The following is a 13,343-nucleotide window of genomic DNA, read 5'->3' on the forward strand; positions in this document are numbered from 1 at the left end:
CATCCGTTACCCGCCATGAGCGCTCGTTGGCCTGCGTCGCCCCTTGCGCACCCGTACCGCGGGTAATACAACTGCGAGGAGAACTAGAACGCGTACTAGTTCCGCCGTGGGTTCCGGGCGCCGGGACGCCCGGAGCCGAGGAGAGGACGAGATTCATGGCCGCTGAACCCGTCATCGTCGAGGCAGTACGCACCCCCATAGGCAAGCGCGGCGGCGCGCTGAGCAACCTCCACCCCGCCTACCTGCTGGGCGAGACCTACCGCGAACTCCTCGCCCGCACCGGTATCCAGCCCGACTGCGTCGAGCAGATCGTCGGCGGAACCGTCACCCACGCCGGGGAGCAGTCGATGAACCCGGCCCGCAACGCCTGGCTGGCGATGGGGCTGCCGTACGAGACGGCGGCCACCACCGTGGACTGCCAGTGCGGCTCGTCCCAGCAGGCCAACCACATCGTCGCCAACATGGTCGCCAGCGGTGTGATCGACGTCGGCATCGGCTGCGGGGTGGAGGCGATGTCCCGGGTCCCGCTGGGCAGCGCCTCCAAGCACGGGCCCGGCAGGCCGTTCCCCGACGAGTGGAACGTCGACCTGCCCAACCAGTTCCAGGCCGCCGAACGCATCGCGAAGAGGCGCGGGTTGAGCCGGGAGCGGGTGGACGCGCTGGGCCTGCTGTCCCAGCGGCGGGCGGCCACGGCCTGGGCGGAGGAGCGCTTCAAGCGTGAGACCTATCCGGTCCAGGTGCCGACGACCGAGGAGGAACAGCTCGCGGGCGGCGGCATGTGGCGGCTGGTCGACCGGGACGAGGGCCTGCGCGACACCAGCGCGGAGGCGCTGGCGGGCCTGAAGCCGGTCATGCCGACCGCGGTGCACACCGCGGGCAACTCCTCGCAGATCTCCGACGGCGCGGCGGCGGTGATGTGGGCCAGCAAGCGGATGGCCCGGGCGCTACGGCTCAGGCCCCGGGCCAGGATCGTGGCTCAGGCCCTGGTCGGCGCCGATCCGCACTTCCACCTCGACGGGCCGATCGACGCCACCCGGGCGGTGCTGGGCAAGGCGGGCATGACGCTGCGGGACATCGACCTGGTCGAGATCAACGAGGCCTTCGCGTCGGTGGTGCTGTCCTGGGCCCAGGTCTTCGACGCCGACATGGACAAGGTCAACGTCAACGGCGGCGCGATCGCCCTGGGCCACCCGGTGGGCGCCACGGGAGCGCGGTTGATCACGACCGCACTCCATGAACTGGAGCGCACGGACCGGGAGTTCGCCCTGATCACCATGTGCGCGGGCGGCGCGCTGGCGGCGGGGACGATCATCCAGCGGTTGTAGGGATTCGGGGCTCGCCCCAAACAAGCCCCTCGCGGCATCTGCCCGCCCCGGCCACCGGCTGTCCGCTCACGGTGACCGGGGCGGAGCCATCGCATGTTCGCGCCCCGCGTCGGCGGGGCTGCCCGGCCTGGGAAGCACGCCCAGGCCGGGTCACTCACCGGCGACCTGTGTCCGAGCGTGGTCCGTGATCTCCCGGATCTCACGCACGGCGCGATCGAGCGCCTCGCGGTCCTCCGCGCCCTGAGCGGCCTGCTCCGCCGCATGGAGCCGCTGGGACGCCCGGGAAGCGTTCGATTTCGATCACGGTCGCCCATTTGAGCTGGAACATGTCGATGGGGCCGAAGCTGTTGTGCTGCGTGGCCATCGTGAAGACCGTGTCACGTTCGGCCGTCATCTCTGGCAGCCGGGAAGGCGCCACCTGGGCGAGGGCGGCTCGGAGGGCCGGGAACGTCTTCTCGGGTCTGGGGATGAGCGGCCCATCAGGCTCGGTAGGGTGCGCCGTCATGCTGTTCTCCCTGGGGTGCCCCCGGGCACCGTGCCCGCTTAGGCGATCAACTGGTCGAGGATTCCCGCCACCTCGGCCGGTCGCAGGAGAAACCCGGCATGGCTGGTGTCCATGGTGTGCACGTCATACGGGTTGTCAGGCGTCATCGCGTCGGCCTCGGCGATCAAACGGTCCTGCATCGCCACCGGAAGTGAACGGTCGCCGGTGAGCCGGATGTACGTGCGGGCGACCCTTCCCCAGGTGTCAGCGTGCCCCCGGGCGTCCGCCATCATCACGGCAAGGGACTCATCGGGCTGCAGGATGTTGAGGAAGGCGCGGAACTGCTCGTCGGTGCCGTCCGCCATAACGGCTGCCTTGAGAGCGGCGAGCAGATCGGGGTCAGCCGTGCGGTAGTTGGCCCGCCCGACGCCGAGTCCGGCCGGGTCGCCCACGTTCAACGCGTAGAGCGGCGCCAACAGGTTGTCGGCGAACTCGGGTTCCTGCATGTACTCGACGGGACTGGACCGCTGTACGCACGACCACGCGGATATGTACACAAGCCTGTCCACCAACTCGGGCACCGTGTTGCCCACTCCCGTGATGGTGGTCCCGCCAAGACTGGCGCCGACCAACACCACGGGCCCGTGCTGGGCGACTCGGCGGACGACATCAACCACCATGTCGACGTTGTCCCGCAGGGTGACCTTGGCCAACGTCGAAGGCTCGGCCGCCCACGCGTCGAGATCCTGCGGGGCCTGGTAGGCCACCGGGTACTGCGCGTCGAAGCCATGGCCCGGCAGATCGACGGCGAAGCTGCGGTGGCCGAGCAACGTGAGCTCCCGCTGGACCGGAGCCCACATGAACGAACTGGAGCCAGACCCGTGGACCAGCACAAACGTAGGACCGGCACGGTGAGTACTCATGATCCGGATCGTAACGATCACGCCGCGCCCCGGCCTCCGATTATTTGGCGGTGACTTGGCCGGGTGACGTCATTGGCGCCCCACTGCCGCCCCAACGATCGACAGCACGCCGTGCACCTCGCGTAGGTGGCGGCGGGCCAGGACCCGGTAGTCCACCTCCTTGCTCGGGTTCCGGTCCGATCGCGCTGTCCGCTCCGCGGTCTTCAGCCGCGTGCACTCCTCGCACGTCTCCTGGTACGGCAGGGCCGGAGTGGTCATCGTGCGACCTCCGCACCGCGCGCCCGGACACCGGCGAACCAACCGGGGATAGGCTCAAGCATGTTGACGCTCCTATGCGGCGTTGCCCACGCCCCGGGACCGTGACGGCGGTCGCCGGGGTCTTCGCGGCTGATGTGCGTTCCGTGATCGGATGCTTCCACAGCGTTTCCCTGTGCGCGTACGCTGAACAGGGGTTAGCTGGTGCCACAGATCAGCTGTCACCAAAGGGAGTTGCCCATGGGCCGTCGTAACGGTGCGGGCGGACCAGCTGCCACGTCCGGCGCCCTCTTCGGGGAAGTGCTGCGGGACGCCCGCGAACGGGCGGGTTGGAGCCAGGGCGATCTGGCCGCGAAGATCCCGTGCGACCGTTCGCTGATCACGCGCGTGGAGGCGGGCACACGCGTACCGCAGGAGGATTTCGCCAAGACGTGTGACGAACTGCTGGGCACCGAGGGTCTGTTACTTCGGCTGTGGCGCCGCATCGACTGGTATCCAACGGTGGAACACCCCGACTGGTTCAAGCGTCGCGCGTCGATGGACGCGGTGGCGGTGGCGCTGCGGGAGTACCAGACCCAGGTCATGCCTGGCTTGTTGCAGACCGATGCCTACGCGCGAGCCCTCTTCGCGCGCGTCGAGCCTGACGAAGAAGTCGTACAGGAACGGGTTACCGCCCGCCTGAGTCGACAGCAGCGCTTCCTCAGCGATGACGGACCGCTTTTCGTGGCGGTGCTCGACGAAAGCTCCATCCGGCGGGAGGTCGGGGGGCCAGCAGTGATGCGAGAGCAGTGCGAACACCTGCTGGCAGTCGGCAAGCGGTCGAACATTCGGATCCAGGTGGCGCCGTTCGGCCTCTTACACCTGCGCCCACCCAACACTTCCATGTCCCTGATCACGCTGCCGGACGGCCATGAGTGGGTGTACTCCGAGTCGTTGGACCGTGGGCACTTCAGTGATGATCCAGCTGTGATCGCCAAGCACGCCCGCACTTACGATCTACTGCGGGCCGACGCACTGTCGGCCCGTGACTCCGCCGCCATGATCAGCGAAGTGATGGAAGGGTATGGCAGGGATGACCAACTACGACCTGACCGCGGCGACTTGGCGCAAGTCCAGCTACAGCGGCGACAACGGCGGCAACTGCATAGAAATAGCCCCCGGTATCCCCGGCGTCGTCCCCGTGCGGGACAGTAAGGATCCGGGCGGTCCGGCCCTGATATTCGGCCTCGACGCATGGTCGGCGTTCGTGGCGGGGCTCAAGGCGGGGGACTTCCGGCCCGCCCGCTGAGGGGTTTTCCCCACCCACCCGCCCCTTTCGCAGGGCACCACAGGAGGGGGTGTGCCGGGGTGTCCCCGCAGGGTGGCGATCGAACTTCCCTGAAAGCCGCGTTACGGGTGCAGGGAGCCACCCGAGGAGTCACCCCGGCGCGCCCCCGACCCCACGCAAACCGTGCGCAACGGCAAGCAAAGGCCGAGGGCAATCGGGTGGGCGGGTGGGAAAAACGCTGAACCCCAAGGGGAGCGATCACCGCCCCGCCCGCCCAGCATCGCTGAACGCCACCGGAGCCTCGAACGCCGCCCGGCGAGTAGCACGCCGCAGCGCCTTCAGTACGGGCGCGCCCAGGGCGAGGGTGAGTACGGCGGTCACCGCCGCCCGTGGCAGGTCCCAACCCATGGACGTCGCAAGGCAGTAGGCGACGAAGTGCGCGAGGTTCTCCGCCAGCGGCGCGCCCGGCAGATAGCCGACCCCCGAGGACAGGCCGCCGATGTACGGCCAGCCCTGGAGGTTCATCACCGTGCCGTAGAGCAGCGAGGACACCACCCCGTACCCCGCCAGCATCACCAACTCGGCTCTCCCGCGCGGACGTTGCCACAGCAGTCCGGAACCCATGCCCACCCAGCCCATGCTGAGCATCTGGAACGGCATCCACGGTCCCACACCGCCGGTCAGCAGCGCGGAGGCGAACATCGACACCGCGCCCAGCACGAAGCCGAAGCCCGGACCGAGAACCCGGCCCGCCAGCACGATCAGGAAGAACATCGGCTCTATGCCCGCCGTCCCCGCGCCCAGCGGGCGCAGCGCCGCGCCCGCCGCCGCGAGCACCCCGAGCATCGCGATCGCCTTGGCGTCCAGCCCGGTGTCGGCGATCGACGCCACCACCACCGCCAGCAGCAGCGGCAGCAGCCCGGCGAACAGCCACGGCGCGTCAGCGCTGTGCGCCAGCCCGGAGCCGGGGTCGGCCAACAGCGGCCAGCCGAACGCCGCGAGACCGACCAGCGACAGCAGTGCGAGCGCCACCGCCGACCGCGGCCCGAGCCGAACCGGCCTGATGTGCTCCGCGCGCCTCATGCCCGCGCCTCGTCCGCCAGCGCCGCCGCGACCTGCGGAACCGTCAGCCACGGTCCCGGCTGGAGGATCTTCGCCACCTGCGGGGCGAAGGCGGGCGAGGAGACCACCACCTGCTCGGTACGGCCGTCGGCGACGACCTCACCGTCGGCGAGGATCACCACCCGGTGCGCCAGCTCCGCCGCCAACTCCACGTCATGCGTGGCCAGTACGATCGCGTGGCCGTCCGCCGCCAGCGCCCGCAGCCGGGTCACCAGCCGGGACTTGGCCGCGTAGTCGAGGCCCCGGGTCGGCTCGTCGAGCAGCAGCAGCGGTGGCCGGGCGGCCAGCACGACGGCCAGCGCCAGCGCCAGCCGCTGGCCCTCGGACAGGTCACGCGGATGCGTCTCGTCCGGTACGCCCGGAAGCAACTCCGTCACCAGCGCCCGGCAGGTGCCCGGCGCGGCGCCCGCGTCCTCGTCGGCGGCCGAGCACTCGGCCGCGACCGTGTCCGCGTACAGCAGATCGCGCGGCTCCTGCGGCACCAGCCCGACCCGCCGCACCAGTTCACGCGGCGCCGTGCGGTGCGGGACCACCCCGCCGACCCGTACCCCGCCGGAGGCGGGCTCGTGCAGACCGGTGAGCGTACCCAACAGGGTGGACTTCCCAGCGCCGTTGCGGCCCATCAGCGCCACCGTCTCACCCGGCCGAACCGTCAGGTCGATCCCGCGCAGCGCCTCGGCCCGGCCGCGCCGCACCGAAAGCCCGGACACCTCGGCGACCGGTGCCGTCTTCTGCGGCGGAACCACCGGCGTCGGCCCGCGGTCCGCCAACCGCTCGCGCAGCGGACGCGCCGCCCGCCGGGCGTCCCGTACCGACAGCGGCAGCGGTGACCAGCCCGCCAGCCTGCCCAAGCCGACGACCGGCGGGAACACCGGAGACGCCGCCATGATCTCGGCCGGATCCCCGATCACCGGGGGCATGCCCGGCTCGGCCAGCAGCACCACCTGGTCCGCGTACTGCACCACCCGCTCCAGCCGGTGCTCGGCGAGCAGCACCGTGGTGCCCAGGTCGTGCACCAGCCGCTGGAGCACGGCCAGCACCTCCTCGGCCGCCGCCGGGTCAAGGGCCGACGTGGGCTCGTCCAGCACCAGCACCTTCGGATGCACGGTGAGCACCGATCCGATCGCCACCCGCTGCCGCTGTCCGCCGGAGAGCGTGGCGATCGGCCGGTCCCGCAGCTCCGCCAGGCCCAGCAGGTCCAGCGTCTCCTCCACCCGCCGCCGCATCACGTCGGACGGCAGCCCCAACGACTCCATCCCGTAGGCGAGTTCGTACTCCACGGTGTCGGTGACGAAGTGCGCCACCGGGTCCTGGCCCACCGTGCCCACCACGTCGGCGAGTTCACGCGGCCGATGGGTGCGGGTGTCCCGGTCCGCCACGGTGACCCGGCCGTGCAGTGTCCCGCCGGTGAAGTGCGGCACCAGGCCGCTGACCGCGCCCAGCAACGTGGACTTGCCCACCCCGGACGGGCCGACCAGCAGGCACAGCTCGCCCTCCGGGACGGTCAGCTCGACGTCCCGCAGCGCGGGCCGCGGCGCGCCCGGATAGCTGACGGAGACGTTGTCGAAGCGGATCACCGCTCGGCTCCCTTCGAGTCGGGCCGCGGGTCGCGGCGCGGCGCCGGTGCCACGACCGCGGGCAGCAGCCCGAGCAACACCGCCGCCGCGGGCCACAACGGCAACGTCGGCGCACTCAGCGGTACCACCGGCGGGTTCAGCGCGGCCGGTTCACTGGCCGCGGCGTGGATCAGCAGTGCGGCGACGGCCACCCCGGAGGCGGTGACCAGCCAGGCCCGGGCGCCCCAGTGGTCCGGCCGGTACCGGGTGCGTACGCTGCGCCGGCCGCCCAGCCACAGCCCGGCCAGCGCCGCCGCGAGGCCCAGCACCAGCACCGGCAGGCCGAAGCCCGCGCCCTGCGCCGCCAGCAGCCCGTACGTTCCCGCGCACACCCCGAGCAGTCCGCCCAGCGTCAGCGCGGCGGTCAACCGCCTTACCCGGGGCGGGACTTCGGCGGTACGACCGTAGCCGCGAGCGTCCATCGCCGCCGCCAGCGCCACCGAGCGCTCCAACGCCCCCTCCAGCACCGGCAGTCCCACCTGGAGCAGCGCCTTGAAGCCCCGGTCGGCGCGACCACGCATCCGCCGTGCGGCGCGCAGCCGTTGCACATCGGCCACCAGGTTCGGGGCGAACGTCATCGCCACCACCACCGCGACCCCCGCCTCGTACAGCGCCGCGGGCAGCGACTTGAGCAGCCGCGCCGGATTGGCCAGCGCGTTCGCCGCGCCCACGCACACCAGCAGGGTGGCCAGCTTCAACCCGTCGCACAGTGCGAACACCACCTGCTCGGCCCGCACCGGACCGCCGAGCCGCACCCCTTGCGCCCAGTGCGGCAACGGGACCTCCGGCAGCCGGAACAGCACATGGGTGCCCGGGATCGGCGAGCCCAGCAGGACCGCGAAAACGACCCGCAACGTCAGCACCAGCAGCCCGAGCTTGAGGAACGCACCGTACGAGCGGGCCCACGGCGCGTCGGTCCGGCGGACCGCCACCACATAGCCCGCCACCGCGACCAGAAGCAGGAGCAGCAGTGGATTGCTGGTGCGCGACGCGGCCGTCGCCAGGCCCAGCGCCCACAGCCACCAGGCGCCCGCGTGCAGCGCGTTGGAGCGGGTCGCCGCGGGCTGCCGCAACCAGCCGCGCGGCCCCGTCACCCGGACCGCCGCCTACGGGACTGCCAGACGGCGCCCGCGCCCAGCGCGACGACCACGGCGACGCCCGCGAACAGGCCGAGTGAGGGGCCGCCGCCCGACGCCTTGGGCCGCGCGGCGGCGGACGGCTCCGGACCGCGCCGCGGACTGGAGCCGACCTGCTCCCCGCAACCCGACTGCGGATAACCGGCGATCGCGCACACCAGCCCCGCCGAGCTGTAGCGCAGCGGCTTGGCCACCGCCGCCAACGCGTCGGCGGCACTGGCGTCCTGCGGCACCTGGGCGCACGCGGTGTGCGCGGGCGGTGGGGTGGCGCCGTTCGGGGCGTCGGCCGCAGTGCCGAAGTCCAGTACCAGCGCGACCCGCTTCATGCCGGGCCTGGTCTCGGTGTGGGCGCAGATCGTGCCGAACTCCGCACCGCCCCGCGGCTTCGCCGCGCTCGCCGAGTCCGCGCTGACCGCGAACCGCCAGCCCTCGACGTCGCCGTCGGACGGCCTGGCCATAGCGGGCCCGGTCCGCGCGTACGACCAGGAGCCGCCGTCACGCTCCCAGAACGACCAGTAACGGTAGCCCTCGGCCTGCGCCGGGGGCGCGGCGAACAGCACCGTCGCCGCCAGCAGCGGCACGGCCAGCACTCTTCGCATCAGACCTGCTTCTTGTTGCGCATGCTGAACGCCCAGCCGATGCCGATGCCCGCGACCAGACCGGCGCCCACGATCCACCACGCCGACGCGCCGCCGCCACCGCTGTCCTTGTGGTCCTCGGAAGCCGAGGGCGACGTGGACTCCTCGGGCCGCGGGCCGGTGTTGACCAGCTGCTGCACGAGGTCGTTGCCCGCGAAGTCGTGCGGGCTGGCGCCGGTCGCGGCGGACGCCAGGATCAGCGAGCCCAGAGCGGCCGGGTCGCCCTTGGCCCACCCGGCGGCGTTCTTCGTCAGCCAGGTGTACGGCTTCTTCGCCGCTTCCAGGTGGTTGCCCGAGGCCAGCGCCAGTACCGCGTCGGCCGTGGTGCCGTAGTCCGGGGTCTTCTGGGTGGAGCCCGGCTGGGCGGTGGTCAGGTGGTCGCCGTTCGCGGAGAGCGTGGTGGCGAGGTACGCGGAGGCGGCGTCGGCGGCGGTGGCCGGATCGTTCGCCTTCTGCGCCGCAGAGCAGTCGAACCCCTTCGGGTCGGTGTTCTTCGCGGGCGCGCCGATCACATACCCCTTGCCGAGCGCCGCGAAGGCCGCGTCCGCGGTCGCCTTGTCGTTGGGGGCGAGCGTGCCGGACTTGTCCGGCTGGTAGGCGAACGCTCCGCGCTGCGCGTCCTGCGCGCCCTTGGTGCCGCAGCCGATCTGGAACGACAACAGCGCGTCGTAGGGCGACTTGCCGCCCCTGGTCACGCTCGCCACGTCCTCGCCGGGGGCGGTCAGCGCACCGATCACCACGGCCGTGGAGTTGGCGTCGCTGGGCGTGCCCGGCTGGTAGCCCCAGCCGCCGTCGCTGTTCTGCATCGACTTCAGCCAGTGCACGGCCTTGCTCACGGTGGTCCCGTGCCCGCCGACCGCCGCCAGCGCCTGGACGGCGACCGCGGTCGAGTTGGTGTCCTCGGTCTTCGGGGCGCACGACGTGTCCGGGTTGGCCCGGTAGGTGGCGAAGCCGCCGTCGGCGCACTGCTGCCCGACCAGCCAGTCCACGGCCTCCTTGGCCGGGGTGACCTTCACCGTGCTCAGCGCCAGCAGCGCGGTGGACTGCCGCCACACCCCGTTGTACGTGGGGTCCGCGCCGCCGTACAGGCCGACGGGCAGGCTGGACGTCGACGGGGACGGCGCCGCCGCGCCGAGGAGCGCGACGGCGGCCAGTGCGGCGGCGCACCGCGCGAGCGCGGCCGGACGCGGCCTGCGTGAGGGGGCCATGAGTCGGTTGCCTTTCGATGAGCGGAGCGCAGCCGGAGCCCGGCGCCGCGCGGGCGGCGCCGGGCTCCGGCTCCGTATACCTCGACGGTGCCGGGGGTCGCGCGCAGCCGCGCCACCACCGGGAGCCGCTCGCGTACGCACGGGCACTCCGGCTGAGCGGACACTCCGTGAGCGTCCGCGTCACGGTTGCGGGTCAGCGCCGGAATTGCACCGGCTTTCCCCGTTCGTACGCGGATGAAATTGTCCCGCCTACTTTACGCGGACCCGAGAGGGGCTCCTCGCCTGGCCGTGGGCTCGCTACGCCGCCGCGTACCTCACCGGGTGGGAACCGGCCACCGGCTCCGCCAAGCCCAACTTGACCAGCCGCCGCAGGTGGGCTTCGGCCTCGGCCACCGCGATGTTGCGCGAGCGGTGCGGAAGCTCGTCCCAGGCGCGGTTCCAGCGCATGCTCTCCGCGAGCTGCCACGGGGTCGACGGCCGAACCGCGAGCAGCGCCCGCAGATCGGCCAGCCGCTCCGCGTGGTGCGCCAGCAACTCCCGTACCCGGTCCGGCGCACCGGCGAAGGCGTGCTGGTGTGCCGGGAGCACCTCGGCCGGGTCAAGCCGTGCGATCCGCTCCAGCGAGTCCAGGTAGTCCCCCAGGGGATCGCTGGCCGTCCCGTCCTCGGGGTCCTCGTACAGTCCGATGTGCGGGGTGATGCCGGGCAGCAGATGGTCGCCGGAGAACAGCCGCCGCCCCTCCTCCAGATGCAGGCAGACGTGGCCGGGCGTGTGCCCCGGCGTCCAGATCGCCCGCAGCCGCCGCCCGGGCGCGTCCACCAGCTCACCGGGCACGATCTGCCGGTCCGGAAGCGCGGGACGCTCCCCGGGCGGTACTCGCCCCCGCCCGGCGGCGCGCGCGGTGCGCAGCGGTACGAGGTGCTCGTCGGGTGCGCCCGCCGCGGCGAGCTTGTCGAGCAGGTAGTCCAGCCACAGTCGCGCCGGGGCCTCGCGGGTCCGCCGTACGACGGCGGTGTCCGCCGGATGCATCGCCAGCCACGCCCCCGACGCCTCCCGCACCCGCCCGGACAGCCCGTGGTGATCGGGATGATGATGGGTGAGCAGCACGCCGTACACCTCGCCGACCGAAGTCCCGCACTCCGCGAGCCCGTTCACCAACGCGTCCCAGGAATCCGGGTCATCCCACCCGGTGTCCACGAGCACCGGCCCGCGATCGGTGTCAAGAAGGTGAACGAGGGTGTACCCCAGCGGATTGTCCGGTATGGGCACCTGGACGCTCCACACCCCACCGCCGTGGTCGGTCACCATGGGTCCCCCCGAGGTCGTCCGCATGGCCCACTATAACTAGAACGGGTTTCAGGGTTCCTCTTCAAGCTCCCCCATTCCCCGGGAAGTTGCAGGGGGGACCTCCCGACCGCGCTCGCCGTGGACTCCTCCGCCCGCAGCTGGTACCAGTACCTGAAAGGCCGTCAGAAAACGCGGAGGCTTCCGGTCATGACCGAGCTGATCGAGCACGGGCAGCTGTTCGTCGGTGGCGAGTTGGTCGAGCCGTTGGGCGCGGGGGTCATCGAAGTGGTCTCGCCGCACAGCGAGCGGATCATCGGGCGGGTGCCGCATGCCTCGCGGGGAGATGTGGATCGCGCGGTGGGCGTGGCGCGGCGGGCGTTCGACGAGGGGGAGTGGCCGCGTACGCCGTTGGCGGAGCGGATCGCGGTGGTGACCCGGATCAAGGACGCGATCACCGCGCGGCACGAGGAGTTCGCCCGGCTCATCAGCGCGCAGAACGGCTCACCGTACTCATGGAGCGTCCTGGCGCAGGCGCTCGGTGCGGTGATGGTGTGGGACGCGGCGATCACCGTCGCCCGTGACTTCCGTTACGAGGAGCGCCGGGCGGGCGTCCTCGGCCCGCTGCTGGTGCGGCGGGAACCCGTCGGCGTGGTCGCCGCCGTCGTACCGTGGAACGTGCCGCAGTTCGTGGCCGCCGCCAAGCTCGGCCCCGCGCTGCTCAGCGGCTGTACGGCGATCCTCAAGCCGTCCCCCGAGTCCCCGCTGGACGCCTACCTGCTGGCGGAGATCGCCGCCGAGGCGGGACTGCCCGAGGGGGTGTTGTCCGTACTTCCGGCCGACCGCGAGGTCAGCGAGTACCTCGTCGGGCACCCCGGCGTCGACAAGGTCTCCTTCACCGGATCCGTCGCCGCGGGCAAGCGGGTGATGGAGGTCGCCGCACGCCATCTCACCCGCGTCACCCTGGAGTTGGGCGGCAAGTCCGCCGCCGTCATCCTGCCCGACGCGGACCTGGAGGCGGCCGTCGCCGGGATCGTGCCCAACGCCTGGATGAACAACGGCCAGGCGTGCGTGGCGCAGACCCGGATCCTGGCGCCCCGAGAGCACTACGACGAGATCGCCGAGCGGCTCGCGGCGGCGGCCGGTGCGCTCGTCGTCGGCGATCCGCTCGACCCGGCCACCCAGGTCGGCCCGCTCGTCGCCCGCCGCCAGCAGCAGCGCTCCTTCGAATACATCGCCCTCGGCCAGCGGGAAGGCGCCAAGGTGCTGACCGGCGGCGGCCGTCCGGCGTCCCAGCAGCACGGCTGGTACGTCGAGCCGACGCTGTTCGGCGAGGTCGGCAACGGCATGCGGATCGCCCGCGAGGAGATCTTCGGGCCGGTCGTCTGCCTGCTGCCGTACACGGACGAGGAAGAGGCGGTACGGATCGCCAACGACTCCGACTACGGCCTGTCCGGCAGCGTCTGGACCTCCGACGTGGCACACGGCATCGACATCGCCCGCCGGGTGCGCACCGGTACGTACTCGGTGAACACGTTCAGCCTCGACATGCTGGGTCCGTTCGGCGGCTACAAGAACTCGGGAGTCGGGCGGGAGTTCGGACCGGAGGGGTACTCGGAGTACCTGGAGCACAAGACGATCCACCTTCCGGCCGGATGGGAGGGGTGAGCGCCGATGGGCGAGCGCTGGCACGTGGCGGTGGACCGCTCGGTGTGCATCGGCTCCGGCCTGTGCGCGGGCACGGCGCCCACCGCGTTCACCCTTGACTCGGCCCGGCAGTCCCATCCGACGGCGACCGAGACCGACGCCGGCGACTCGCTGCTGGCGGCGGCCGAGGGCTGCCCGGTGGAGGCGATCACCGTCACCCGCGCCGGGACGGGGGAGCCGGTCTTCCCGCCGGACGAGTAACCCTGTGTGGGCAGGCCCCACACCGTGCATTCCTCACGGCCGCTTCGTGACAGACGTGACTGTTCCGGCCCTTGGTTCGCATGGAAATCTCAACCCCACGCGGACCAAGGGGGAGCGATGGACAAGCGGTACGAGGTCTTCTGTTCTGGCTGACAGACACTTCTACGAGACCACCGC

At 71.8% G+C, this 13,343-nt stretch carries 13 protein-coding genes and 1 riboswitch; of the genes, 5 read left to right on the forward strand and 8 right to left on the reverse strand.

The window, feature by feature from the left end; genetic code table 11:
• Positions 1-155: 155 nt before the first annotated feature.
• A complete protein-coding gene (locus tag O5O46_RS06030; RefSeq protein ID WP_269854186.1) occupies positions 156-1,325 on the forward strand; it encodes a steroid 3-ketoacyl-CoA thiolase in 1,170 nt (389 codons plus the stop codon).
• Positions 1,326-1,868: 543 nt separating this feature from the next.
• Here the strand turns inward: O5O46_RS06030 and O5O46_RS06035 are convergent.
• On the reverse strand, positions 1,869-2,732 hold the full coding sequence (locus tag O5O46_RS06035) for an alpha/beta fold hydrolase (RefSeq protein WP_269854187.1): 864 nt from the start codon (positions 2,730-2,732) through the stop codon (positions 1,869-1,871).
• A 69-nt stretch (positions 2,733-2,801) separates the two neighbouring features.
• Positions 2,802-2,990, reverse strand: a complete 189-nt coding sequence (locus tag O5O46_RS06040; RefSeq protein WP_269854188.1) for a hypothetical protein — start codon at positions 2,988-2,990, stop codon at positions 2,802-2,804.
• A 237-nt stretch (positions 2,991-3,227) separates the two neighbouring features.
• On the opposite strand from O5O46_RS06040, the gene O5O46_RS06045 reads away from it, so the two are divergent.
• Positions 3,228-4,181, forward strand: a complete 954-nt coding sequence (locus O5O46_RS06045; protein WP_269854189.1) for a helix-turn-helix domain-containing protein — start codon at positions 3,228-3,230, stop codon at positions 4,179-4,181.
• Entirely contained in the window at positions 4,138-4,275 is a 138-nt protein-coding gene (locus tag O5O46_RS06050) for a DUF397 domain-containing protein (RefSeq protein WP_269854584.1), read from the forward strand. Before O5O46_RS06045 ends, O5O46_RS06050 begins: the two co-directional genes overlap by 44 nt.
• Before the next feature lie 237 nt (positions 4,276-4,512).
• Here the strand turns inward: O5O46_RS06050 and O5O46_RS06055 are convergent, their stop codons facing one another.
• From O5O46_RS06055 to O5O46_RS06080, 6 genes are all read right to left on the reverse strand, one after another.
• Positions 4,513-5,337 carry an ECF transporter S component gene (locus O5O46_RS06055; protein ID WP_269854190.1) on the reverse strand — a complete coding sequence of 275 codons (825 nt, stop codon included), beginning with the start codon at positions 5,335-5,337 and terminating at the stop codon, positions 4,513-4,515.
• On the reverse strand, positions 5,334-6,953 hold the full coding sequence (locus O5O46_RS06060) for an ABC transporter ATP-binding protein (RefSeq protein WP_269854191.1): 1,620 nt from the start codon (positions 6,951-6,953) through the stop codon (positions 5,334-5,336). Before O5O46_RS06060 ends, O5O46_RS06055 begins: the two co-directional genes overlap by 4 nt.
• Entirely contained in the window at positions 6,950-8,086 is a 1,137-nt protein-coding gene (locus tag O5O46_RS06065) for a CbiQ family ECF transporter T component (protein ID WP_269854192.1), read from the reverse strand. The genes O5O46_RS06060 and O5O46_RS06065 overlap by 4 nt, the downstream gene beginning before the upstream one ends.
• The gene (locus O5O46_RS06070; protein WP_269854193.1) at positions 8,083-8,727 is read right to left on the reverse strand and encodes an SCO2322 family protein; all 645 of its coding nucleotides are present in this window, start codon (positions 8,725-8,727) and stop codon (positions 8,083-8,085) included. The genes O5O46_RS06065 and O5O46_RS06070 overlap by 4 nt, the downstream gene beginning before the upstream one ends.
• The gene (locus tag O5O46_RS06075) at positions 8,727-9,974 is read right to left on the reverse strand and encodes a prenyltransferase/squalene oxidase repeat-containing protein (protein WP_269854194.1); all 1,248 of its coding nucleotides are present in this window, start codon (positions 9,972-9,974) and stop codon (positions 8,727-8,729) included. The genes O5O46_RS06070 and O5O46_RS06075 overlap by 1 nt, the downstream gene beginning before the upstream one ends.
• A gap of 121 nt (positions 9,975-10,095) precedes the next feature.
• Positions 10,096-10,251, reverse strand: a riboswitch (cobalamin riboswitch).
• Positions 10,252-10,271: 20 nt separating this feature from the next.
• A complete protein-coding gene (locus O5O46_RS06080; RefSeq protein ID WP_269854195.1) occupies positions 10,272-11,306 on the reverse strand; it encodes an MBL fold metallo-hydrolase in 1,035 nt (344 codons plus the stop codon).
• A gap of 162 nt (positions 11,307-11,468) precedes the next feature.
• Between O5O46_RS06080 and O5O46_RS06085 the strand changes: the two genes are divergently transcribed.
• Both O5O46_RS06085 and O5O46_RS06090 read left to right on the forward strand, forming a co-directional pair.
• Complete coding sequence (locus tag O5O46_RS06085; RefSeq protein ID WP_269854196.1) at positions 11,469-12,926, forward strand: aldehyde dehydrogenase; 1,458 nt, start codon at positions 11,469-11,471, stop codon at positions 12,924-12,926.
• Positions 12,927-12,932: 6 nt separating this feature from the next.
• Positions 12,933-13,166, forward strand: coding sequence for a ferredoxin (locus O5O46_RS06090; protein WP_269854197.1), 234 nt, complete (start codon positions 12,933-12,935; stop codon positions 13,164-13,166).
• Positions 13,167-13,343 lie beyond the last annotated feature (177 nt).

This window comes from Streptomyces sp. RPT161, from assembly GCF_027533845.1.
GTDB lineage: Bacteria > Actinomycetota > Actinomycetes > Streptomycetales > Streptomycetaceae > Streptantibioticus_A > Streptantibioticus_A silvisoli_A.